22 protein-coding genes and 2 pseudogenes are annotated in these 21,509 nt (G+C 65.0%); 8 read left to right on the forward strand and 16 right to left on the reverse strand.

The genetic code is table 11. The annotated features are described in order from the left end of the window. Window positions 1-26 precede the first annotated feature (26 nt). Window positions 27-1,328, forward strand: a complete 1,302-nt coding sequence (locus tag HWW87_RS21210) for an aspartate aminotransferase family protein (protein ID WP_175821985.1) — start codon at window positions 27-29, stop codon at window positions 1,326-1,328. A gap of 110 nt (window positions 1,329-1,438) precedes the next feature. On the opposite strand, the gene HWW87_RS21215 is transcribed toward HWW87_RS21210, so the two are convergent. Next, complete coding sequence (locus HWW87_RS21215; RefSeq protein ID WP_175821986.1) at window positions 1,439-2,188, reverse strand: SDR family oxidoreductase; 750 nt, start codon at window positions 2,186-2,188, stop codon at window positions 1,439-1,441. Between the two features lie 41 nt (window positions 2,189-2,229). On the opposite strand from HWW87_RS21215, the gene HWW87_RS21220 reads away from it, so the two are divergent. The 3 genes from HWW87_RS21220 (at window position 2,230) to HWW87_RS21230 (ending at window position 4,590) form a co-directional block, all read left to right on the forward strand. Next, window positions 2,230-3,207: an AraC family transcriptional regulator gene (locus HWW87_RS21220; protein WP_175821987.1), complete on the forward strand. Its 978-nt coding sequence runs from the start codon at window positions 2,230-2,232 to the stop codon at window positions 3,205-3,207. Window positions 3,208-3,280: 73 nt separating this feature from the next. Further along, the gene (locus HWW87_RS21225; protein WP_175821988.1) at window positions 3,281-4,138 is read left to right on the forward strand and encodes an AraC family transcriptional regulator; all 858 of its coding nucleotides are present in this window, start codon (window positions 3,281-3,283) and stop codon (window positions 4,136-4,138) included. A 44-nt stretch (window positions 4,139-4,182) separates the two neighbouring features. Then, on the forward strand, window positions 4,183-4,590 hold the full coding sequence (locus tag HWW87_RS21230; protein WP_175821989.1) for a DUF2000 domain-containing protein: 408 nt from the start codon (window positions 4,183-4,185) through the stop codon (window positions 4,588-4,590). A 28-nt stretch (window positions 4,591-4,618) separates the two neighbouring features. Here the strand turns inward: HWW87_RS21230 and HWW87_RS21235 are convergent, their stop codons facing one another. Beyond that, window positions 4,619-4,921 (reverse strand): hypothetical protein, encoded by a 303-nt coding sequence (locus HWW87_RS21235; RefSeq protein ID WP_175821990.1) that lies wholly within the window; start codon window positions 4,919-4,921, stop codon window positions 4,619-4,621. Here HWW87_RS21235 and HWW87_RS21240 point away from each other — a divergent pair. Further along, window positions 4,910-6,736, forward strand: coding sequence for a hybrid sensor histidine kinase/response regulator (locus HWW87_RS21240; RefSeq protein ID WP_175821991.1), 1,827 nt, complete (start codon window positions 4,910-4,912; stop codon window positions 6,734-6,736). The two genes, HWW87_RS21235 and HWW87_RS21240, sit on opposite strands and share 12 nt — an antisense overlap. On the opposite strand, the gene HWW87_RS37435 is transcribed toward HWW87_RS21240, so the two are convergent. Beyond that, window positions 6,733-6,864: a hypothetical protein gene (locus tag HWW87_RS37435; protein WP_279608038.1), complete on the reverse strand. Its 132-nt coding sequence runs from the start codon at window positions 6,862-6,864 to the stop codon at window positions 6,733-6,735. The genes HWW87_RS21240 and HWW87_RS37435 overlap by 4 nt on opposite strands. A 602-nt stretch (window positions 6,865-7,466) precedes the next feature. On the opposite strand from HWW87_RS37435, the gene HWW87_RS21250 reads away from it, so the two are divergent. Continuing rightward, a complete protein-coding gene (locus HWW87_RS21250) occupies window positions 7,467-8,099 on the forward strand; it encodes a response regulator transcription factor (protein ID WP_175821993.1) in 633 nt (210 codons plus the stop codon). Window positions 8,100-8,226: 127 nt separating this feature from the next. On the opposite strand, the gene HWW87_RS21255 is transcribed toward HWW87_RS21250, so the two are convergent. The 6 genes and pseudogenes from HWW87_RS21255 to HWW87_RS21280 all read right to left on the reverse strand — a co-directional run bounded on the left by HWW87_RS21255 (window position 8,227) and on the right by HWW87_RS21280 (window position 12,790). Beyond that, a complete protein-coding gene (locus HWW87_RS21255) occupies window positions 8,227-9,546 on the reverse strand; it encodes a right-handed parallel beta-helix repeat-containing protein (protein ID WP_175821994.1) in 1,320 nt (439 codons plus the stop codon). A gap of 557 nt (window positions 9,547-10,103) precedes the next feature. After that, window positions 10,104-10,232, reverse strand: a pseudogene (locus tag HWW87_RS21260) (branched-chain amino acid ABC transporter ATP-binding protein); the annotation flags it as partial. A 98-nt stretch (window positions 10,233-10,330) separates the two neighbouring features. Further along, complete coding sequence (locus tag HWW87_RS21265; protein ID WP_175821995.1) at window positions 10,331-10,777, reverse strand: DNA-binding protein; 447 nt, start codon at window positions 10,775-10,777, stop codon at window positions 10,331-10,333. Further along, window positions 10,749-11,348, reverse strand: a complete 600-nt coding sequence (locus HWW87_RS21270) for a nucleotidyltransferase domain-containing protein (protein WP_175821996.1) — start codon at window positions 11,346-11,348, stop codon at window positions 10,749-10,751. The genes HWW87_RS21265 and HWW87_RS21270 overlap by 29 nt, the downstream gene beginning before the upstream one ends. Before the next feature lie 223 nt (window positions 11,349-11,571). Continuing rightward, window positions 11,572-11,817 (reverse strand): annotated as a pseudogene (locus HWW87_RS21275) (branched-chain amino acid ABC transporter ATP-binding protein); the annotation flags it as partial. A gap of 49 nt (window positions 11,818-11,866) precedes the next feature. Next, window positions 11,867-12,790 carry a DMT family transporter gene (locus HWW87_RS21280; RefSeq protein WP_175821997.1) on the reverse strand — a complete coding sequence of 308 codons (924 nt, stop codon included), beginning with the start codon at window positions 12,788-12,790 and terminating at the stop codon, window positions 11,867-11,869. A 153-nt stretch (window positions 12,791-12,943) separates the two neighbouring features. Here HWW87_RS21280 and HWW87_RS21285 point away from each other — a divergent pair, with 153 nt between their 5' ends. Beyond that, window positions 12,944-13,795: a LysR substrate-binding domain-containing protein gene (locus HWW87_RS21285; RefSeq protein WP_175821998.1), complete on the forward strand. Its 852-nt coding sequence runs from the start codon at window positions 12,944-12,946 to the stop codon at window positions 13,793-13,795. 93 nt (window positions 13,796-13,888) lie between these two features. Here HWW87_RS21285 and HWW87_RS21290 read toward each other — a convergent pair whose 3' ends face one another. From HWW87_RS21290 to HWW87_RS21310, 5 genes are all read right to left on the reverse strand, one after another. Then, window positions 13,889-14,590: an ABC transporter ATP-binding protein gene (locus HWW87_RS21290; RefSeq protein WP_175821999.1), complete on the reverse strand. Its 702-nt coding sequence runs from the start codon at window positions 14,588-14,590 to the stop codon at window positions 13,889-13,891. After that, complete coding sequence (gene livG, locus HWW87_RS21295; protein ID WP_174430254.1) at window positions 14,590-15,363, reverse strand: high-affinity branched-chain amino acid ABC transporter ATP-binding protein LivG; 774 nt, start codon at window positions 15,361-15,363, stop codon at window positions 14,590-14,592. The genes HWW87_RS21290 and livG overlap by 1 nt, the downstream gene beginning before the upstream one ends. Then, window positions 15,360-16,631 (reverse strand): high-affinity branched-chain amino acid ABC transporter permease LivM, encoded by a 1,272-nt coding sequence (locus tag HWW87_RS21300; protein ID WP_175822000.1) that lies wholly within the window; start codon window positions 16,629-16,631, stop codon window positions 15,360-15,362. Before HWW87_RS21300 ends, livG begins: the two co-directional genes overlap by 4 nt. Window positions 16,632-16,642: 11 nt before the next feature. Next, window positions 16,643-17,569 (reverse strand): high-affinity branched-chain amino acid ABC transporter permease LivH, encoded by a 927-nt coding sequence (gene livH, locus HWW87_RS21305; protein WP_006749488.1) that lies wholly within the window; start codon window positions 17,567-17,569, stop codon window positions 16,643-16,645. 184 nt (window positions 17,570-17,753) lie between these two features. Continuing rightward, window positions 17,754-18,872: a branched-chain amino acid ABC transporter substrate-binding protein gene (locus HWW87_RS21310; protein ID WP_175822001.1), complete on the reverse strand. Its 1,119-nt coding sequence runs from the start codon at window positions 18,870-18,872 to the stop codon at window positions 17,754-17,756. A 785-nt stretch (window positions 18,873-19,657) separates the two neighbouring features. Here HWW87_RS21310 and HWW87_RS37575 point away from each other — a divergent pair. Further along, complete coding sequence (locus HWW87_RS37575) at window positions 19,658-20,308, forward strand: hypothetical protein (RefSeq protein WP_347879296.1); 651 nt, start codon at window positions 19,658-19,660, stop codon at window positions 20,306-20,308. Window positions 20,309-20,404: 96 nt separating this feature from the next. Here HWW87_RS37575 and HWW87_RS21315 read toward each other — a convergent pair whose 3' ends face one another. Both HWW87_RS21315 and HWW87_RS21320 read right to left on the reverse strand, forming a co-directional pair. Then, complete coding sequence (locus HWW87_RS21315) at window positions 20,405-20,626, reverse strand: hypothetical protein (RefSeq protein ID WP_175822002.1); 222 nt, start codon at window positions 20,624-20,626, stop codon at window positions 20,405-20,407. A 144-nt stretch (window positions 20,627-20,770) separates the two neighbouring features. Then, the gene (locus tag HWW87_RS21320; RefSeq protein WP_175822003.1) at window positions 20,771-21,061 is read right to left on the reverse strand and encodes a hypothetical protein; all 291 of its coding nucleotides are present in this window, start codon (window positions 21,059-21,061) and stop codon (window positions 20,771-20,773) included. Window positions 21,062-21,509: the final 448 nt, after the last annotated feature.

Consider the following 21,509-nt stretch of genomic DNA (forward strand, 5'->3'; position numbering starts at 1 on the left):
CCCTGCCCTTTGCCCGGAGCCGCCCGATGTCCGTGAACGACGACGCAACCTTCTGGCGCAACGCCAGGCAGCACCTGGTCCGCTACGGCGGCACGTTCGAGCCGATGATCATCGAGCGCGCGAAAGGCAGCTTCGTCTACGACGCCGACGGCCGCGCGATCCTCGATTTCACGTCGGGCCAGATGAGCGCAGTGCTCGGCCACAGCCATCCGGAGATCGTCTCCGTGATCGGCGAGTACGCGGGCAAGCTCGACCACCTGTTCAGCGGCATGCTGTCGCGGCCGGTCGTCGATCTCGCGACGCGCCTCGCCGACATCACGCCCGCCGGGCTCGACCGCGCGCTGCTGCTCAGCACCGGCGCGGAATCGAACGAGGCGGCGATCCGGATGGCGAAGCTCGTCACCGGCAAGTACGAGATCGTCGGCTTCGCGCAGTCGTGGCACGGGATGACGGGCGCCGCCGCATCGGCCACGTACAGCGCGGGCCGCAAGGGTGTCGGCCCCGCGTCGGTCGGCTCGTTCGCGATTCCGGCGCCGTTCGCGTATCGGCCGCGCTTCGAGCGCAACGGCGCGTACGACCCGCTCGCCGAACTCGACTACGCGTTCGACCTGATCGATCGCCAGTCGAGCGGCAATCTCGCGGCGTTCATCGCGGAGCCGATCCTCAGTTCGGGCGGGATCATCGAGCTGCCGGAAGGCTATATGGCCGCGCTCAAGCGCAAATGCGAGGCGCGCGGAATGCTGCTGATCCTCGACGAAGCGCAAACCGGCGTCGGTCGCACCGGCACGATGTTCGCGTGCCAGCGCGACGGCGTGACGCCGGACATCCTGACGCTGTCGAAAACGCTCGGCGCGGGGCTGCCGCTCGCGGCAATGGTCACGTCCGCGGCCATCGAGGAACGCGCGCACGAACTCGGCTACCTGTTCTATACGACGCACGTGTCGGATCCGCTGCCGGCCGCCGTCGGCCTGCGCGTGCTCGACGTCGTGCAGCGCGATGGCCTCGTCGCCCGCGCGAACGTGATGGGTGACCGGCTCAAGCGCGGCCTGCTCGACCTGATGGAGCGCTTCGACTGCATCGGCGACGTGCGTGGGCACGGGCTGCTGCTCGGCGTCGAGATCGTCAAGGATCGCCGGACCAAGGAGCCGGCGGACGGGCTCGGCGCGAAGATCACGCGCGAGTGCATGAATCTCGGGCTCAGCATGAATATCGTGCAGTTGCCCGGCATGGGCGGCGTATTCCGGATCGCGCCGCCGCTGACCGTCAGCGACGAAGAGATCGACCTCGGCCTGTCGCTGCTGGAGCAGGCGATCGCACGCGCACTGTAACGCCCTTCCCCGCGTCACGCGGTCCGTCGCACCGGCTCAACAACCAGCCGGTGCGACGGATTCCCGATCGATCAGGGCCTGTTCACGCTAATAACGGGCTTGCGCTGGCCCTAACCCGCTTCCGCCGCCCACGCTTCGGCATCTGCGCCGGCCGGCATGCGCATCGGGCTCGACGGATCGGTCGCCGCGCGCCACACGGCTTCGGCGACGTCCTGCGCACGGGTGATCGGCCCCGACGCATCGAGCATCCGCGCCACGGCCTTGCCGACGAAGTCTGCATACGCTTCGTGCTCGAAGCCGTGCATGTTGGCCCGAGCGTTGTCCGCGAAACGTGTGCCGGGCGCGCGGCCCGGCAGCACGAGATGCGTGCGCACGCCGAACGGTGCGAGTTCGACCGCCATCGATTCGGTGAACGCATTCACCGCCGCCTTGCTCGCCCGGTACGCGCTGACCAGCGGCAACGCCTTCAGCGTGACGCTCGACGTGACGTTCACGACCACGCCGGCGCCGCGCGCGCGAAACTGCGGCAGCACGGCCTGCGTCACCGCGATCGTGCCGATCGTGTTGGTGTCGAACAGCGCGCGCACCGTGTCGAGCGGCGTGAGTTCGGCCGGTGCGGCCGCGCCGAAGCCCGCGTTGTTGACGAGCACGTCGATCGGGCCGACCGCGTCGATCGCGGCGCGAATGCTGTCCTCATTCGTCACGTCGAGCGGCAGTACGCGCAAACGCTCCGACGGCGGCAGCACGTCGTCGCTCGGCTTGCGCATGGTCGCGACGACCTGCCAGTCGTGCGCCAGAAAATGGCGGGCGATTTCGAGGCCGAAGCCGGAAGAACAGCCGGTAATCAGTACGGTCTTCATGCGAACTCCTGGGATGTGTTGAGCATGTGTCCGTACGATAGATGGCCCGAACCGTATTCGCTACAATCGACAATCCGCTTTTCTTTTGCGAGAGTCCGGCGATGATCGACCCGCTGACCGAAGTCGTGACGCTGCTGCAACCGGGCGCGCGGTACTCGAAGTACGTGCGCGGCGCGAGCCCGTGGGCGATCAACCGCACGGTCGCCGGCGAGCCGTTCTATTGCGCGGTCCTCGACGGCGGCTGCCGGATCGCGATCGACGGGCACGCGCCGATCGAGCTGCTGGCCGGCGACTTCATGCTGATTCCGGCGGCCTACGGCGTGGCGATGTCGAGCCTCGAACCGCCGCCGCCGGGCGTCGACACCGCGCCGCCCGTCATGCTCGAGCACGGCGAATACCGGATCGGCGACCCCGCGAACCCGGTCGACACGCGGATGATGGCCGGCAACTGCAGCTTCGGTTCACCCGACGCAGCGCTGCTGGTGTCGTTGCTGCCCCGCTTCGTGCACGTACGCGGCGAGCCGCGGCTGACCACGCTCGTGCAACTGGTGCGCGACGAATCGCGCGCGCAGCGGCCGGCCCGCGAGATCGTGCTGGCGCGCCTGCTGGAAGTGCTGCTGATCGAGGCGATGCGGTTCACGACCGGCACGCACGCGTCGCCCGGCCTCGTGCGCGGGCTGGCCGACAGCCGCCTCGCGGCCGCGCTCCGCCGGATGCACGAACGCCCCGCGCATCCCTGGACGATCGTCGAACTCGCGAAGGAAGCCGCGCTGTCGCGCTCGACGTTCTTCGAACGCTTCAGCCGCGCGGTCGGCGTCGCGCCGATGGAATACCTGCTGACCTGGCGCATGGCGCTCGCGAAGGATCTGCTCCGCCGCAACGAAGGCCGCATCGCGGAAATCGCGGCGCGCGTCGGCTATAGCTCGGCGAGCACCTTCAGCGTCGCGTTCGCGCGGCACGTCGGCCGGCCGCCCGCGCAATATGCGCGCGACGAACAGGCGACGGTGAACGAGCCATGAACCGCACCCGCCTCCCCTGTTCCGCCACCTGCCACCCCGTTCCGTCGCGCCACGACGATGTGCGAGGCACCCGATGACGACCGACGCAAAGGCCGTCGGCGAACCCGACCACTGGCTCGTCGCGCGCCGCGATGCGGAAACCGGCATCGAAAGCCTGCACGCGCATTTCAACGGCCATGCGTACGATGCGCACGATCACGACGACATGCTGGTCGGCTTCACCGAACAGGGCGTGCAGCGCTTCCAGTGTCACCGCTCGCTGCATACCAGCGTGCCGGGCCGCGCGATCCTGATCGAGCCGGGCGCGATGCACGACGGCCACGCGCCCGAAGCCGGCGGCTTCACGTACGGAATGCTGTACCTGCCGCAGGCGTGGGTCGAGCGCGCCGCGCGCCGGCTCGACCTGCCGGGCCTCGGCAGCGTCGAAGCCACGTTCGGCCATACGCTCGTCGACGATCGCGGCCTCGTCGATGCGATCCGGAACGCGTTCTTCGCGATCCACGACAACGAAGGCCGGCTCGCGCGCGACCAGACGCTCGACCGCCTGCTGATGCGGCTCGGCAGCCAGCTGGGTGGCCCGCTCGCGCTGGAAAGCAGCGTCGTGCCGCCCGCGATCGCACGCGTGCGCGACCTGCTGCACGAACACATGGACGGCAACATCGGTCTCGACGAACTCGCGAGCGTCGCCGGCATCGACCGGTTCCGGCTGACGCGGATGTTCCAGCGCGCGTTCGGCACGTCGCCGCACGCGTACCTCGTGCGCTTGCGGCTGCGCGCCGCGCGAAAGCTGCTGGCAGCCGGCCGCACGCCCGCGCAGGCGGCAGCGGACGTCGGCTTCGCCGACCAGAGCCACCTCGGCCGCTGGTTCCGCCGCGCGTACCGGATCACGCCGGCCGCGTACCGGCAACTCTGCACAAACGTTCCAGACTGATCGCGCACGACGTCCGATCATGGGCGCTCCAACCAGGAGCAAGCATGTTCGATACCAAAGTAGCGCTGATCGTGCGCGACGATCTCGCCGCGTGGCAGAAACTCAACGTGGTCGCGTTTCTCGCGACGGGTGTCGCGGCCGGTGCGCCCGACGCACTCGGCGAGCCTTACGAGGACGCGGCCGGGCGCCGCTACGGCCGGATGCTCGGCCAGCCGATGATGGTGTTCGCGGCCGATCTGAACGGATTGCAGGCCGCGCACCGACAGGCGCTGTCGCGCGAACTGACGATCGTGCCCTACGTGCGGGCGATGTTCTCGACCGGGCACGATGCGGCCAACCGCGAAGCGTTTCGCGCCGAGGATGCAGAGAATCCCGATCTGGTCGGGCTGGCGTTGCACGGGCCGAAGAAGGCGGTGGACAAGGCGGTGAAGGGGCTGGCGTTGCATGCGTGAGCCGGTGTGCGCGGCTCGCCGTCGCCGGTCAGCGATGCGCGAGCACGTTGACGCGCTTGCCGAACGGATCGCGTACATGGAAGCGCTGCCGCGATACGGGTAACAGATTGAACACCGCCAAAACACAATACAACCCGACACGGAAAAATCCAACACGACGATTGTCAATCAATTCGCACTCCGTATATTTTTCCGGCTGCAGCAAAAAATACGACGTTTGCCTGCTCACAGCGACTATGCTTGTGCTACGGGAATACGCGTCTGTGCCGGGCGCGCCGATACTCCCCGCAGCAATCCGCCGTGATCTCAGCGAGCGCACATGCAGCCGCATGACCAGATAGCCTCCGAGCAGGTCAGGATCGTCTACGACGCCGTCACGCCCTACGTCATCGGCGGGACGCTGCTTGCCGTTTCCGCGACCCTCTCGATCGACGCGCTCGGCCAGCTGAACCCCATGTCCGGCTATGCATGGATGATCTGCATCGCGGTGTGTTCGGCGGGCCAGGTTTTCCTGTCGCGCCTGTACCGCCGGTCGCCGACATCCGCCGCCCACTGGCAGCGCTGGGCCCTTTGGCTGCTGGCCTTCAGCACGGCCGCCGGCATGGGCTGGGGATGGGCATCGATTCATCTCGCGACGGGCGCCGACTTCCGGATCGCGAGCCTCGTCACCATCGCGACCTTCAGCATGGTTGCCGGCGCGATACCGGCGCTCAGTACGTACTTCCCTGCGTTCATCGCCTTTCTGTTGCCGGCCACCCTCCCGACCATCGGCGCCGCGATCGTTTCGCCGAATGCGAGCCAGCAGGCCACCGCGCCGATGATGCTGATGATCGCGTGCGTGGTCGGCTATCTCGGCCGGCAGGCGAACTGCGCCGCAACGCAAAACATCCGCCTGCGTTTCAGTGCGGAACACACCGCGGGCGACCTGCAAATGCAGAACGAACGGATCGAGCGGCTCGCCGTCGATCTCCGCTGCCAGCGGCGGATCGCCGATGAAGCCAGCCTCGCGAAATCGCAATTCCTCGCGGCGGCCAGTCACGATCTCCGGCAGTCCGCGCATGCGCTGAATCTGCTGATCGGCGCACTGCACGGCATCCCGATGCCGTCGGAAGGGCAGCGGCTCGTCGAGCGCATCGAACGCGCGTCGGATGCGCTCGGCCGTCTGTTCGGCGCGCTGCTCGACCTGTCCCGGCTCGACGCCGGCGGCGTCGAAGCGCGATGCCGGCCGTTCGCGATCGACACCGTGCTCGAATACGTCTGCAACGACTGCCTGCTCGATGCCCAGACCAAAGGCATCGCGCTGACGCGCATTCCGTGCCGCGCAGTGGTTCACTCGGATCCGGTGCTGATCGAACGCATCGTGCGCAATCTCGTGTCCAACGCGGTGCGCTATACCGATCGCGGCAAGGTCGTCGTCGGCTGCCGGCGCCGCGGCACGCACCTCGCGGTCCAGGTCTGGGACTCGGGCTGCGGCATTCCCGATCATCTGCAGAAGCTCGTGTTCCACGAGTACTACCAGATCGGCAACGCCGAGCGCGACCATGAAAAAGGGTTCGGCCTCGGGCTCGCGATCGTGCGGCGGCTCGCCGCGCTGCTCGATTGCCGGTTGAGCGTGCACTCGGAGCCCGGACGCGGATCGTGCTTCGAAGTCGAGGTCGCGCTCGCCACGCGCAGGCCGGCCCCGCTCGACATGCCGCTCGCCGGCCACTACGACGTGCCGGCGTCGACGGGGCTCGTGGTGGTGATCGACGGCAACCGCGCGACCCGCACCGGATTGTCCGAACTGCTTGCGACGTGGGGCTACGAAACGATCGCGGCGCGCTCGGGGAAAGATGCACTGGAGCGGCTGGCGGCCTGCGCGCGTCGGCCCGACCTGCTGATCTGCGATTACCTGCCGCCGCGCGGCGAAAGCGGCATCGCCGTGATCGAGCGGCTGCGCGAGGAAGTCGATCCGGCGCTTCCGGCGCTGCTGATCAGCGGCGATACGACCGACGAACAACTGGCCGCCGCGCATGCGCACGGGCTGGTTCTGCTCCACCGGCCGTTGCCGAACGGCAAGCTGCGGGCGGCCGTCGGCAATCTCGTCGCCGCCGGTGCGCGACGGCGCTCGACAGCCGACACGGACGCGCACGGCATCGAAATCTAGCAGCACGGCGTGCGTCCGGATGCCGCGGCCGGCTCCAGCGGATCGGGCCGCGCGAGCGCCGCGACCGTCCCGCAACGGTTCAGGCGCAGCACGCAGAGCAACTGCTCCGACGATGCCACGGTCATCATCGATCGCATCGACAGGCTTTCGAGATGCCGGCGACTTCCGGCGTCGCGCCGAGACGAAACATGCCGATCGCCCGGTCCGTCAGCAGCAATCGCTGCGCCCGCCACAGACAAGATAAATTCAGATCTCGAATTGAACCCTCTTCATTGCTAGTTCCCATATTGCACCTTGATTGATCCTGAATCAGGCCGATGGAGACGTCTCGCCAATTCGTACCCGGGAACATGCGTTGTTTCACGGTGCGAATCGGCTGATTCAACGTCAATTGCCCGAATTTCGGCAGGCAATCAATTCGCAATAGACAGTGCGCCCCGTATTGGCACGTTCGGTTCTTTTTATCGTATAGTCAGCACCCAGGTTCAATCGCGCCCCGAAATTCTCGGCTCGCGCCATGCGTCCGGGCTCCTGCAATCGCGATCGTCGTTGTGTGTCCTGGCGCACAGAAAACCGCGGCAGCCCAGTGTCGACCTTGCATTTCCCGATGTAAATCCGACGTTAGGCCATGGCAAAACAAAGTCGAATACGACCAAAGTATTAAGACTTTCCGAAAAGCCGGGTTCTCCCAGAGCAGAAGAGATCCGCCCCCGACTTTATTTTTATTTACATGAAAATACTCATTGTCGATGATCATCCGGTTCTGCGCGACGGCGTGGCAACGTTGCTGCGCCAGGATAACGGCGGCATGGTCGACATTCAGGCAAGCAATGCCGATGATGCGATGCGGCTGCTCGAGCTGCACACCGACCTCGACGTCATCGTCCTCGATCTGAAAATGAACGGCATGGACGGCTTCGCCGCGATTGCCGCGATCACGCAGATCCGGCCCGAGCTGCCGATCATCGTGCTGTCGTCGTCCGAGGATCCGCGGGACGTGCGCGCCGCATTCACGCATGGTGCGCTCGGCTACATTCCCAAGTCCGCCACCGCGCACACGCTGCTGTCGGCGATCAGGATGGTCATGAACGGCGAGCGGTACGTGCCGCCGCTGCTGCTCGACACGCAGTCGACCCATCGCGATCCCGTGCCCGCGCACGAACCCGACGCGCCGCGTCTGACGCTGCGCCAGCTCGACGTGCTGCGCCTGATCGCCGAAGGCGTGCCGAACAAGCTCATTGCGGACCGGCTCGGTCTGTCGGAGAAAACCGTGAAGGCACACATCACCGCCATCTTCAAGGCGCTGCACGTGCGCAATCGCACCCAGGCGGCAGCGATGGGCCAACGCCTGGGGCTGCTCTGACCGGCTTCGTCGAGCCGTATGCAACACGTGCGCGGCCGGCTGCACGACGACACGACGATACGGACCGGCCAGCTCACACGCGGCGCGCGCCGGCCAGGCCGGCGGCGCCGCGCCATCGACGTGCACGTTATCGCGCCGCGCCGGTGACCGACGCCGCCCCGCCCGGCGACTGCATCAGCGCGGTTCGCACGCGCGGCATCGCTGCCGTCACCGCGCCGGCAGCCGGGATCGTTCCCGACGACGATGCGCCGACCGGCGGAACCAGCGCGATGCCATCCATCGCGTTGCCGTTGACGACGATCTGGCCGGCCGTGCAACCGCGCGACAACAGCGACACCGGTGTGCCGACGATCGACGCGAACGTGTTGTCGGAGACCTGGAACGCGCATACGTTGCCGAGCGCCCGGAACCCCGCGTAGGCCGATCCCGATACGCGGTTGCGCATCACCTTGACGGTCGACACCGAGCCCGACCACGTATCCAGTTCGATCGCGCCCTGCTGCGTCGGCTGCAGCCCGTTGTTCACGTTCGCGTTCTGGATGTTGGTCACCACGTTGTTGTCGATCACGACGTTCGACGATCCGTAGGTATGCCAGCTGTCCTCCTGCGCGACCAGAATGCCCGCCGCCTTCTGCACGCCGTCGACCGTATTGTTCGAGATCGTCACGGCCTGCCCGCCGACCACGGAGATGCCGCGCCCCCAGTCATTCCCCGACACGGCATTGTGGTCGATCAGCACGTTGCTGCTGAGACGTCCATCGCCGAGATAGCTGACCACCGCGATCAGGTCGTCGCCGGTGCCCGTCACCGTATTGTTCTGCACCAGCACGTTGGTCGAGCCGTAGGTCGTGTGGATGCCGTCGGCCAGCGTGTCGCGCACGGCATTGCCGACGACCGCGACGTTGCTGCCGCCGAACACGAAGATCCCGGCGCTGGCGCCGCCGTGGATCGTCACGCCGAGCACCTGGACGTCCGTACCCGTCACCTCGACCTTGGTCGACTCGGGCGTCGTGAGCCGCGTCGTGCCGGTGCCGATCAGCGTGACGCCGGCCAGCGTCGAGCCGGCGCCTCGCATCACGATCGTCTGGTCGGCCGGATTGGTCGCGACGAGCGTCGCGCCGTAGCCCGATACCACGACGTTCGACCCCGTCACCGACAGCGAACGGCTCACGGTATAGCGTCCCGGCGCGAGTATCAGCGTTTGTCCGGGCTGCAGTGCGTTGAGCGCCGCCTGCAATGCATCGGTCTGGTCGCTGCCGTCGCTGGCCGGCCGGACCGACACGGCCGCCGGTGCGGCAGTCGCGGCCAGCCGCGATCGCGCATGCGCGATACGCGACGGCGCGGTGTAGCCGGCAAGCGTCGCCGCGCCAACCTGAACCTGGAAGCCGGCAATGCCGCACGCGAATGCGACCATCCCGGCGCTGACAATACGAAATGACCTGGTCATGGTGACCCCCTCGATAGGCATCCGTCCAACGCAGCGCGAGGCGACGGCATCCGGTCGCAACGCGTCGACGGTCGGCCGGCGAGCCGGCGCGACACGTGTCGAGCATCGGAGCAGAACGATTTCGTGCGGAAGCAATCGGGCAGCGCCTCGCTTCAGGAAACTCCCCGTTCGTCTGCCGATACGGGCGGGCCGCTCCCCCAAGAGCGGCTCGACGTCGACGGTGCCGGCAGCGTGCGACCGTCGAGCGACATGCCGAAGCCCTGACGCGAGCGAAGTGGGTCGGCCGGCTTCGTGTCCGGCCCCGTACGATCATTTCGCTCGATTGGAAGTCTATTTCGCCGTCGGCGCGCGTAAATCGGACAGAAGCCCCGCGACGTCGTAGGACGGGTCGCGAGCCCCGGTCGCATCCGCGACATGGACTGGCTTACGACCGGATCGGCCATGCTGGCGCGTTTCGGAACGCGCTGCGCGGCATCTGCACGACGTACTCAAACGCACGTTCAGGATCGGACAGGGAAGACAAGGCCGAGACCCGGCCCTGCGTGCGGACACAAACCGACCAGGAACACCGTGACGCCTTCGTCGCGGATCGTCCGGATGATGTCGAAGATCTGCGCGATCACGAGCGGTGCGAGGCTGAGCGTCGGTTCGTCGAGCAGCAGCAAATGCGGCTTGCTCATCAGCGCGCTCGGGCTGAGCATAAACTTCGTGCAGTTGCCCGGGATGGGCGGCGAATCCGAATTGAGCGGGTCTTGCGTTGGCCCGTCAAAACGGCAGCAGCTATTTATTGCGCGCCCAGCAACTCGGGTTTGTTCGTCGTCACCCACGCCTTCACGTCTTTCATGAGCGCCGTCGCACTCGCAAAACACTCATTGACCGCGGACGCTTGAACCACGTCTCCGGAGTAATCGGACAGATTGCGCTGCTTGCGCAGCGCGTCGAGCACGATCATGCGGACGACCGGCAGACCGATCGTCTGCGGGAGCGTCTGAATCGCTGTCTGGTGATGTCCCGGCCGGCTCGTCATCGTGCGAAAGCCGTTTGCATGCAAAGCCAGCATCGCGAGTTGCATGATCGCCTTATAGGCCGCGTCAAAGCGGTTTTCGTTGCTCAATCCCGCGAGTTGCGCATCCGCCAGATTTCGCTCCGCGGCAGCGAATAGCCGCATCGTTTGCTCCCGGTCCGGCTGGACCGCATCGAGGCTAACGCCGAGTAAGTTCTGCAAGGTCATCGTCGCTACCGATCAGGAAGATCTTGGGTTTTCCGAGCACGTCCCGCAAGAATGCGTCTTGCCTGTCGACACCGGCACGAAACTCGTCGGGCGACAGCACCTGGGGATTGATATCCCGGCCCAATGTCGCTTGAGCATCGTAAAGCATCCCTACCACCGCTGCGAACCCGACCGAACCGATCACCATCACGTCGACATCGCTGTCCGCCGTCTCCTGACCGCGCGCAACCGAGCCGAACACGAACGCCGCGACGATTTGCTCGGCGCAAGGCAGCAGTGCTTCCGCCAGCACGTCACCCATGCCCGAGGTCTTTCGCATGATCGAAGCCAGCTCCTCATAGATCGGACAGCTTCGATTGGCGCGATAAACAACCTGATTTCCCTGTCGATCCCGGCTCAAGATGCCAGCTTCGGCCAGTTTGCTCAGTTCCTTGTGCAGGGTACCGGGAGTTGTGCCCGTCAAACGGGCAATTTCGCGAACGTGCAACGCCTGATCGGGCCGCAACAGGAGCAGGCCCAGCACACGGCGCCGGTAGTCGCTAAATAGGGTCGAGGCAATGGATCGTAGCATGATTGGCTACGATTGTAGCCTAATTGGCTACAAGATAGCGTTCCGCCGAATGCGCTTGTCGGTCCGGAGCGGCAAGTTAGACGTAGCCGATTCGGCTACGATCGAAGCCGAATCGGCTACAGACCGCCTGCGAACCTCTGTTCCAAAGCGTCACAAGACGAAGACCACGCCAATCAGATCAGCACCGCCGCCGGCCCGTTGCAGGCCGGCGGCTTCCCGTCGATCAACCGCCGAGATAAGCCTGCTTGATCCGGTCGTTCGCGAGCAGATTCGCGCCCGTGTCGGCCAGCACCACGCGCCCCGTTTCGAGCACTTAGCCTCGATCGGCCACACCGAGCGCCTTGTTCGCGTTCTGCTCGACCAGGAACACCGTGACGCCCTCGTCACGAATCGTCCGGATGATGTCGAAGATCTGCGCGATCACGAGCGGCGCGAGACCGAGCGTCGGTTCGTCGAGCAGCAGCAAGCGTCGGTCTGCATCGCGAAGCGACACCGGAATCGCGCGCGCAACCACTGCGTCAGCGGCCGGCCGTCTCCATGTCCGCGCAGCGCGGCCGCGCATGCCGCGCGCCGTGCTTGCCGGCTAGCCAGACGCCGATCGCGACGACGACGATGCCGACATAGGTCGTCACCTCGATCCGGTCGCCGAACATCCACGCGGCCCACATCAGCGTCACCGGCGGTTCGAGATAGACGAGCGTCGCCACGCGCGTCGCCGGCATCCGCTTGAGCAGCGCCCACAACGACAGGTAAGCGATGAAGGTCGAGAACACCGTCAGCCACACGACCGACACCCATACGTTCGGCTGCGTCGGCACGTGCAGGTCGCCAGTGACGATTCCGCACGCCGCGAACAGCACGAGGCTTACGCAGCCCTGCACGAACAGCGGCAGGAACAGCCCGTCCTCGTTGCTGCGCACGGCCGTCAGCGCGCGGCGACGCTGATAGATCGTCGCGATCGACAGCCCGAACGCGGACACCAGCGGCAGCAGGTACATGACGATCCCGACCGACCCGGCCGGCAGCGCGTATTGCCCGCCGATCACGATGCCCACGCCGACGAACCCGACGACGAGCCCGGCCCACTGGCGTGCCCCGCTGCGCTCGCTGCCTCCGAACGACGTTATCGCCGCCGTGATGAGCGGCTGCAACGCCGCGACGATTGCGGCGATGCCCGGCGGCAGACCATGCTGAATCGCGACGTACACGCAGACCAGATAGAGAAACTGCGACAGGAAGCCGATCACCGCGTGATAGCGGATTTTTTCGAGCGTCAGGCGCGCGAGTTGCCGATTGAGGACGATCGCGAGGCACAGCGTGACGAGCAGGAACCGCCAGAACAGCAGGTTGAACGCGCCGGCCGTCTCCGCGCCGAGCTTGGCACCGATGAACCCGGAACTCCACGACAGGACGAAAACGAGTTGAAGCAGGAATAGCTGCATGGAGCGACGGTTCTCAGAAAGTGGCCTCGGACAGGCGCGGAGCGCCCGGATCTTCCAGGCGAATTGGTTCGAGCCGTTGACCCGAGAATATGAGATGCCCAATAATTCCGTCAATCGACATTACCTGAATCACTGATTCGGAAAAACCAAATCATGCCGCGCACCCTGGACGTCGACCTGCTGCGTACCTTCCACGCCGTCGCGAAGCTCGGCCGCTTCAAGGACGCGGCCGTTCATGTGAACCGCAGCCCCTCGTCCGTCACCGCGCAGATTCAGAAGCTGGAAGAGATGGTCGCGCAGCGACTGTTCACGCGGAACAATCAGGCGGTCGAACTCACGCAGTTCGGCCACAAGCTGCTGAGCGACACCACCGAATTTCTGCTGAGTCACGACCGGCTCGTCGAATCGCTGTCGCCGCAGATGCTGACCGGCAAGCTGCGGCTCGGCATCCCCGATTCCTACGCGGCGCACTTCATGGCGGAATTCCTGCCGCGCTTCGCCACCGAGCGGCCGCTACTGGAGTTGACGGTCGAAGCGCGCTCCAGCGAAGAGTTGCAGTTGCTGTTCTCGCGCGGCCAGCTCGACATCACGATCGCCGTGGTGCCGAAGGCGCTGCCGCACGCCGAGCTGCTCAGCAAGACCCATCCGGTGTGGGTCGCCGCGCGCACCTTCAAGTTCAATCCCGATGCGCCGCTGCCGATCGCGGTGCAACTGCACGGCTGCCCGTACCGAGACACCGCGCTGAGTGTGCTGAAGAAGGCAAAGATCGCGCACCGGATGCTGCTCGAAAGCGCCAGTTCGCCGGCAGTCGAAGCGTGCATCGCGAACGGGCTCGCGGTCGGCGTCATCGAGCACGATCGCGTGTCCGGCAACCTGACGAGCCACGTCGCGGGCATCGCGCTGCCCGATCTGCCACCGCACCTGATCATGGTGCTGACGGACGACAGCAATCGCGCCGCGCTGCATCTGCGCGACGTACTGAAAAGCACGTTCAGGATCGGATAAGGACGACGAGGCCGGGAACCGGCCTTGCAGGCGGACACAAACCGCCAGGCAAAACCGCCGCCGGCCCGTTGCAGGCCGGCGGCTTCCCGTCGATCAACCGCCAAGATACGCCTGCTTGATCCGGTCGTTCGCGAGCAGGTTCGCGCCCGTGTCGGCCAGCACCACGCGCCCCGTTTCGAGCACGTAGCCACGATCGGCCACACCGAGCGCCTTGTTCGCGTTCTGCTCGACCAGGAACACCGTGACGCCTTCGTCGCGGATCGTCCGGATGATGTCGAAGATCTGCGCGATCACAAGCGGCGCGAGGCCGAGCGTCGGTTCGTCGAGCAGCAGCAAACGCGGCTTGCTCATCAGCGCACGGCCGATCGCCAGCATCTGCTGCTCGCCGCCCGACATCGTGCCGGCCCGCTGCGCCGCACGTTCCTTCAAACGCGGAAACAGCTTGAACACGTGCTCGATGCCGTCGTCGATCTCGTGACGGCTCGCGAAGAAGCCGCCCATCTTCAGGTTCTCGAGCACGGTCAAACTCGGGAACACGCGCCGCCCTTCCGGCGAGATCGCCATCCCCTGCCGCATGATCTGGTGCGTCGACATCGCGGTGATGTCGTTGCCCTCGAACAGCACGCGGCCCGACGACGCGCGCGGCGTGCCGCACACGGTCATCATCAGCGTCGTCTTGCCGGCGCCGTTGCTGCCGATCAGCGTGACGATCTCGCCCTTCTTCACCTCGATCGACACGCCCGCGAGCGCTTCGACCGCGCCGTAGTGCGTATGGATCTGTTCCAGCTTCAGCATCACTCTTCCCCCAGATACGCCTTGATCACGCGCGGGTCGTTGCGGACCGCTTCCGGCGTGCCGATCACGATCGGCCGGCCGTGCTCCATCACGAGGATGCGGTCGGACACGCCCATCACGAGGCTCATGTCGTGTTCGATCAGCAGCACCGATACGCCGAATTCACGGCGCAGCTTGTCGATCAGATGCTGCAGCTCGATCTTTTCCTGCGGGTTGAGGCCGGCGGCCGGCTCGTCGAGCATCAAGAGGCGCGGCTCGGTGATCATGCAGCGCGCGATCTCCAGACGCCGCTGGTGCCCGTACGACAGCGTGCCCGCGGGCCGGTTGGCGACCGACGTCAGCCCCATCCGGTCGAGCCACACGGCCGCGCGTTCGAGCGCTTCCTTCTCCGCGTGACGATACGCGGGCGTCGCGAACAGGCCGTGCAGCAGCCCCGCCTTCACCTTGCGATGCTGCGCGACGAGCAGGTTCTCGACGACGGTCAGCGACTTGAACAGGCGGATGTTCTGGAACGTCCGCACCAGGCCCTTCAACGCGATCTTGTGGCTCGGCAGCCCCGCGATCGCATGGCCGTCGAGCACGACGTCGCCGCCGGTCGGCTTGTAGAAGCCGCCGACGCAGTTGAACACCGTGGTCTTGCCCGCGCCGTTCGGCCCGATGATCGCGAACACCTCGTCGCGGCGCACGTCGAAATCGATGCCGTCCACCGCGAGCAACCCGCCGAAGCGCATCTGCAGCCCGGCGACCTTCAACAGTTCTGCATGTGCGCTCATTGCGGCAGCTCCACGTGGGGACGGCTCGCGGGCAGCAGGCCCTGCGGACGCCACATCATCATCAACACCATCACCAGACCGAAGATCAGCATCCGGTACTCGGCGAACCCGCGCGCGACTTCCGGCAGCACGGTCAGCAGGATCGCCGCGAGAATCACGCCGAGCTGTGAGCCCATCCCGCCGAGCACGACGATCGCGAGAATCAGCGCCGATTCGATGAAGGTGAACGATTCAGGATTCACGAGGCCCTGACGCGCCGCGAAGAACGCGCCGCCGATCCCCGCGAACGCCGCGCCGAGCGTGAACGCCGACAGCTTGATGCGCGTCGGGTTGAGACCCAGCGAACGGCACGCGATCTCGTCGTCGCGCAGCGCTTCCCACGCGCGGCCCATCGGCATGCGGATCAGACGGCTCGTCACGAACAGCGTGAAGCCGACCAGCACCAGCGCGATCAGGTACAGGAAGATCACCATGTGCTCGCCGCTGTATTCCAGCCCGATCAGTTCATGGAAGGTCTTCGCGCCTTCGACGCTCGCCGAGCGCGCCATCTCGAAGCCGAACACCGTCGGCTTCGGAATGCTCGAGATGCCGTCCGGGCCGCCGGTGAGGCTCGTCAGGTTGTTCGCGAGCAGGCGGATGATTTCGCCGAAGCCGAGCGTGACGATCGCCAGATAGTCGCCGCGCAGGCGCAGCACCGGGAAGCCGAGCAGAAAGCCGAACGTCGCCGCGGCGATCGCCGCGATCGGCAGGCATTCCCAGAACGACAGCCCGAAATACTGGTTCAGCATCGCGTACGTATAGCCGCCGACCGCGTAGAACCCGACATAGCCGAGATCCAGCAGCCCCGCGAAACCGACCACGATGTTCAGCCCGAGGCCGAGGATCACGTAGATCAGCGCGAGCGTCGCAACGTCCACCGCGCCGCGCGAGCCGAAGAACGGCCACACGAGGCCGACCGCGAGCAGCACCCAGATGATCACGCGCTGCTGCTGTGCGCCCATCGCGGGCGCCGCCGGCAACTTCACGGCCGCTTTCGCGCGCATCAGCCACGGCTTGAACAACTGGAACAGGAACACGCCCGCGACCGCGATCCATACCGGGCGCCAGTGCGGCGTCAGCACCACCTGATAGCCGTCGAGCTTCAGTTGCAGCCCGAGCACCGGAATCGTGAGGATCGCCGTCAGGACCGCGGCGGCCACCGCATTTTTCAGCGCCTGGCCGATCGAAGCGTCGGCGGCCGGGCGGCGAATGGAAATGACTTGACTCATCTGCGTCTCCCTCAAACCTTTTCGATGTCCGACTTGCCGAGCAGGCCGGTCGGGCGGAAGAGCAGGATCAGCACGAGCAGGCCGAACGCGACCACGTCCTTGTACTCGGCCGGCATGTAGCCCGCGGCGAAGGTTTCGGCGAGGCCCAGCAGCACGCCGCCGAGCATCGCGCCCGGGATGCTGCCGATCCCGCCGAGCACCGCGGCGGTAAACGCCTTGATGCCTGCGACGAAGCCGATATACGGATTCAGCTTGCCGATCGTCAGCCCGATCAGCACGCCGCCGACGGCCGCCAGCATCGCGCCGAGCACGAACGTGAACGAGATCACGCGGTTCGTGTCGATGCCGAGCAGGTTCGCCATCTTCATGTCCTCGGCGCACGCGCGGCACGCACGGCCCATCCGCGAATGCGAGATGAACAGCGTGAGCGCGATCATCAGCACCAGCGTCACGCAGACGATCAACAGGCGCGCATACGGAATCGTCACGTCGAAGTCGCCGCCGAGATGGATCTCGAATGCGCCGGAGATCAGCACGGGCACGGACACGTCGCGCGCGCCCTGGCCGATCTGCACGTAGTTCTGCAGGAAGATCGACATGCCGATCGCGGAGATCAGCGGCACGAGGCGCGGGCCGCCGCGCAGCGGGCGATACGCGACGCGCTCGACCGCGAAGCCGTACAGGCCGGTGACGATCACCGACACGATCAGCGCGGCGCCGAGCACGAGCGGCAGCGGATAGCCGGCGGAGATGCCGATCGCAGTGAGGGTCACGAGGCCCACGTACGCGCCGATCATGTAGATCTCGCCGTGGGCGAAGTTGATCATGCCGATGATGCCGTAGACCATCGAATAGCCGATGGCGATCAACGCATAGATCGCACCCAGCGTCAGGCCGTTGACCAGCTGCTGGGCGAATTGAGGAAAGAAGTCAGTCATGTGCGGGAAGCTCCCGTTGGCGCTGGGTCGCATGCCGTCGCCGGATCACGGCGTTCGGCCGCGCGCAACGCACGGTGTCGTCTCGGGCCGCCCTCTTTGGCCGCGCATGGGAATGCGCAGCCAAATGCGCACGCGCCCCGTCCGGGTCTCGGACAGGGCGGGTGCGCGGGCGGATACTCCGTTGTTACTTGGCGGCGGTCTTCGTCGCGTCCTTGTGCCACGTGTAGACGACGAACTTGAACGCCTTCAGGTCGCCCTGTGCGTCATACGCGACCTTGCCGATCGGCGTGTCGAACGTCGTCTTGTGCATGTACGCGGCGACCTTCGTCGGATCGGTCGTCTTCGCGCCCGCGATCGCGTCGGCGATGATCTTCACCGCTGCGTACGAAGGCATCTGGAACGGGCCGTTCGGGTCGCGCTTCTTGTCCGCGAACGCCTTCACGAGCGCCGCGTTGGCCGGATCGGCCGAGAAGTCAGCCGGCAGCGTGACCAGCATGCCTTCCGAAGCCGGGCCGGCGATCGCCGTCACGTCCTTGTTGCCCACGCCTTCAGGCCCCATGAACGTCGCCTTCACGCCCTGCTCGCGCGCCTGGCGCATCAGCAGGCCCATTTCCGGGTGGTAGCCGCCGAAGTAGACGAAATCGACGCCTTGCGACTTCAGCTTCGTGATGATCGCCGAGTAGTCCGAATCGCCGGCGTTGACGCCTTCGAACAGCACGACCGGGATCTTCGCGGCTTCGAGGTCCTTCTTCACCGACGACGCGATGCCCTGGCCGTACGACTGCTTGTCGTGCAGGATCGCGACCTTCTTCGGCTTCACGTTGTTGATGATGTAGTGCGCGGCGGCCGGGCCTTGCTGGTCGTCACGGCCGATCGTGCGGAAGATGAAGTGGCGCTTCTTGCCTTCCGTCAGCTGCGGCGCGGTAGCCGACGGCGTGACCATCACGATGCCTTCGTTCTCGTAGATGTCCGATGCAGGAATCGTCGAACCCGAGCACACGTGGCCGATCACGTACTTGATCTTCTGGCTGACGATCTTGTTGGCGACGGCAACGGCCTGCTTCGGCTCGCACGCGTCGTCCATCATCACGACTTCGAACTTGTTGCCGCCCGCACCGCCTGCCGCGTTGATCTGTTCGATCGCGGTCAGCGCGCCGGCCTTCACCATGTCGCCGTATTGGGCGACCGAGCCGCTCATCGGACCAGCGATGGCGATCTTCACGGTTTCCGCTTGCGCGGCGGCGGCGCCGGCGGCGAACAGCACGGCGGCGACGGAAATGGACGTAAGACGGGACAGCGTCATCTGGGAGCTCCTCGATGTTGTTTAGTCATACGGGCAAAGGCGGCATGACTTGCGCAATCGAACAGCACCCGGGGCGAGGACATGGGACACGCCCGAGACACATAGAAGACGGAACTCCAGCGGAATGTTGCGTAGCGGGGCCCGGCTCTTGCAGTCCCCGAAGGGGACGTCTGGTTCGGAAAGACATCGTGATGCGTCTTGCATTGCGCAAGCGTTTCGCCTGCCCCGCTTGCCAAATCGCTGGTTCGGAGGGATGGTCCGACAGCTGTTGGCAAGGCAGCCGAAATTATATGAGCGTTTTTCAATCGTCTGTCAAAAATGCCTGTCGACTGAGGGAAAACACGTACTTTTTTGAGATGGGCGGGTGGCGATGGGAGCGCAACCTTGGGGAGGCGGGGACGGTTGCTTTGGGTGCAATTGGGTTGCTATTCGGCAGGAGGATCGGGGTGAGTTCCTTGCTGGGCTTGGTGTTCGGCGATGGGCGGTTCTCGGTTTCGTATTTTTCGGGCTACCGAGGGCACGGTCGCTGGAAATCAATCGACTGATGATTTCGGGAGCACGCACCAGGACGGGGCGCTCGGCGAGGCGGTAAATCTTTCTGTTTACCAATCAAATCTAAACAGCTTGAAAGCTTTTTGATATTTCCATGAAATAATACGAATTCGCCTCTGCAATCCAGCCAGCCTCCCTGCAAGTCGCGCTCGCCGCGCCTCGCAGTCGCTTCAGGGCCGCTTCGACGCCCCCCTCGTCGCCCAGCCGCCAGCCAGTGATCTGCCGTTCTTTCAATGCACATCACCTGCTTCGGATCGCCCATGAATTGCCCTATCCGCCTATCTTCCGCCGCCGCGATTGCGTGCGCGCTTTCTGTTTCTGCCTCCCATGCTTCGGGACGCGATGCGCTGACCGATCGGTCGGCCGGTGCCAATGTGTTTCGCTCGGAGCGGCGTGCGGCTGCTCGGGATGACGGGCATGCGGCGCGTATGAGCCGCCGACGGGTGCAGTTCGCTGCGCCTGACGCACGGAGCCCGTTCGATACGCTGGATACGCGGCCGTTGAGGGTGACAAGCGATGCGCTCGTGGCATCGCCGCCTTCTTTTAAACACGAACCCGATTTTGTCTCGGCTCCGAACCGCGTCGCGCTTGGCGCGGGCGGGAGCGACAGTTTTGGTCGCGCAGTGCCTGGATATGAGCAGCGCGAGCAGAACTGGAATGAATACCTGCGCGCGAACGGATCGCGACCGGCTGGTAGCGGCGGGTCGTATGCACCTCAGCGGCCGTACGATGCGCCGCGCGGTCCACACGGGGCGCCGAATCCATTCGATCCGTCGGTGCCGCAGCCGGAGACGCGGACGTTCTACGACAACGGATCGGGGACGAAGTGCACGGCTACCGGCGGTGCGGGGACGTCGCGGTCGTCTTGCGATATCGCTTGGTGATGTGCGGTTTTGGGCGGCTGCCGCTTGCGGCTGCTCTACCCTGTCCGGCGCGCTGCGCGACGTCGCGCAGCGCGGCCGCATCCCGCGGCGTTGCGCTTACAGCTGCGTGATGATCAGCCTCCCCGGCTCAATCTCGATCCGCGCCTTGCGGCCCGGAACAAAACACGCATCGTTGATCAGCCACATTCCACCAATCTTCATGTACGGATAAAACGTCTCCGGCCTCGGATCCATGGTCTTCGGGGTACCCCACATTTCCTGGACCGTGATGAAACGTTCCGTCTTCGGCGGTCGTGCTTTATGATTCGGCTTAGCCATGGACAACTCTCTCTTAGTTGACTGTGGTTAGCGGGTCGTGAGTGTTGGTAGCACTTGCGGCCCGCGCTCGTTTACCGCGGCGTTTTTATGGTTCGGATTCCTCCTTTGTTGGTGGATCGATGAAAGCAATGCTTCGGTAGAGGATCAGCGCGTGTGGCACTTCCGCTCGCGTGCACGGCAGGCAACACGATCATCATCAGTTGGACATTGCACATTAAACCATCGTTTGCGCGCATTTAAGCGCACGTTAGCCATTGGGCATAGGTACGCGGCTTGGTCAGTTTTCTGGTTATTGCGCATGTTGACGGTAATGGCGAGCATGTCGACGCCTGCGCCATCTATTCGGAACACGATTAAGCGGAGCGTGACGATTTGAAACAGTTCTACGAGTTCGGACTCGACGATGTGCGCCGGCTCGATACTCGTGTAGCCCATACAAGGCTTTTGAGCGCGCACGCACGTGGATGCCACTTGTGATGAACGTGCGAATCCAGCAACGTCACAACGCGCGGCCGATCATCTGTCGAAGTTGCACTTACGGTTTTCATGCAGGCCCCTCAGATGGCCTACACACTCGAGGCGCTTCAGATCAGGGGTGCGGTGCGGAGTTCTCGCCGTGTAGGGTTGATTTACTCGAGGCCGCTCTGCTCGCTACGACTCAGCACCTCGGACCAATCCTAATCAGGATATATTTCGCGCAACCTCTCATGTCGATCAATTTTCGACCATACCGCATACTTCCATCTAACTTTACCGCACTTAAAAATTAATTAAACTCTATCCTCAAATTCCGGATAAAAATTCGACGCAACATAAAAATCAACAACGTGATTGTCGTCACTCAAAAAGTCACCAAGGCGGTCAACCCTATCAACAATCTCGA

This window comes from Burkholderia sp. BCC0419, assembly GCF_902830285.1.
Classification (GTDB): Bacteria; Pseudomonadota; Gammaproteobacteria; order Burkholderiales; family Burkholderiaceae; genus Burkholderia.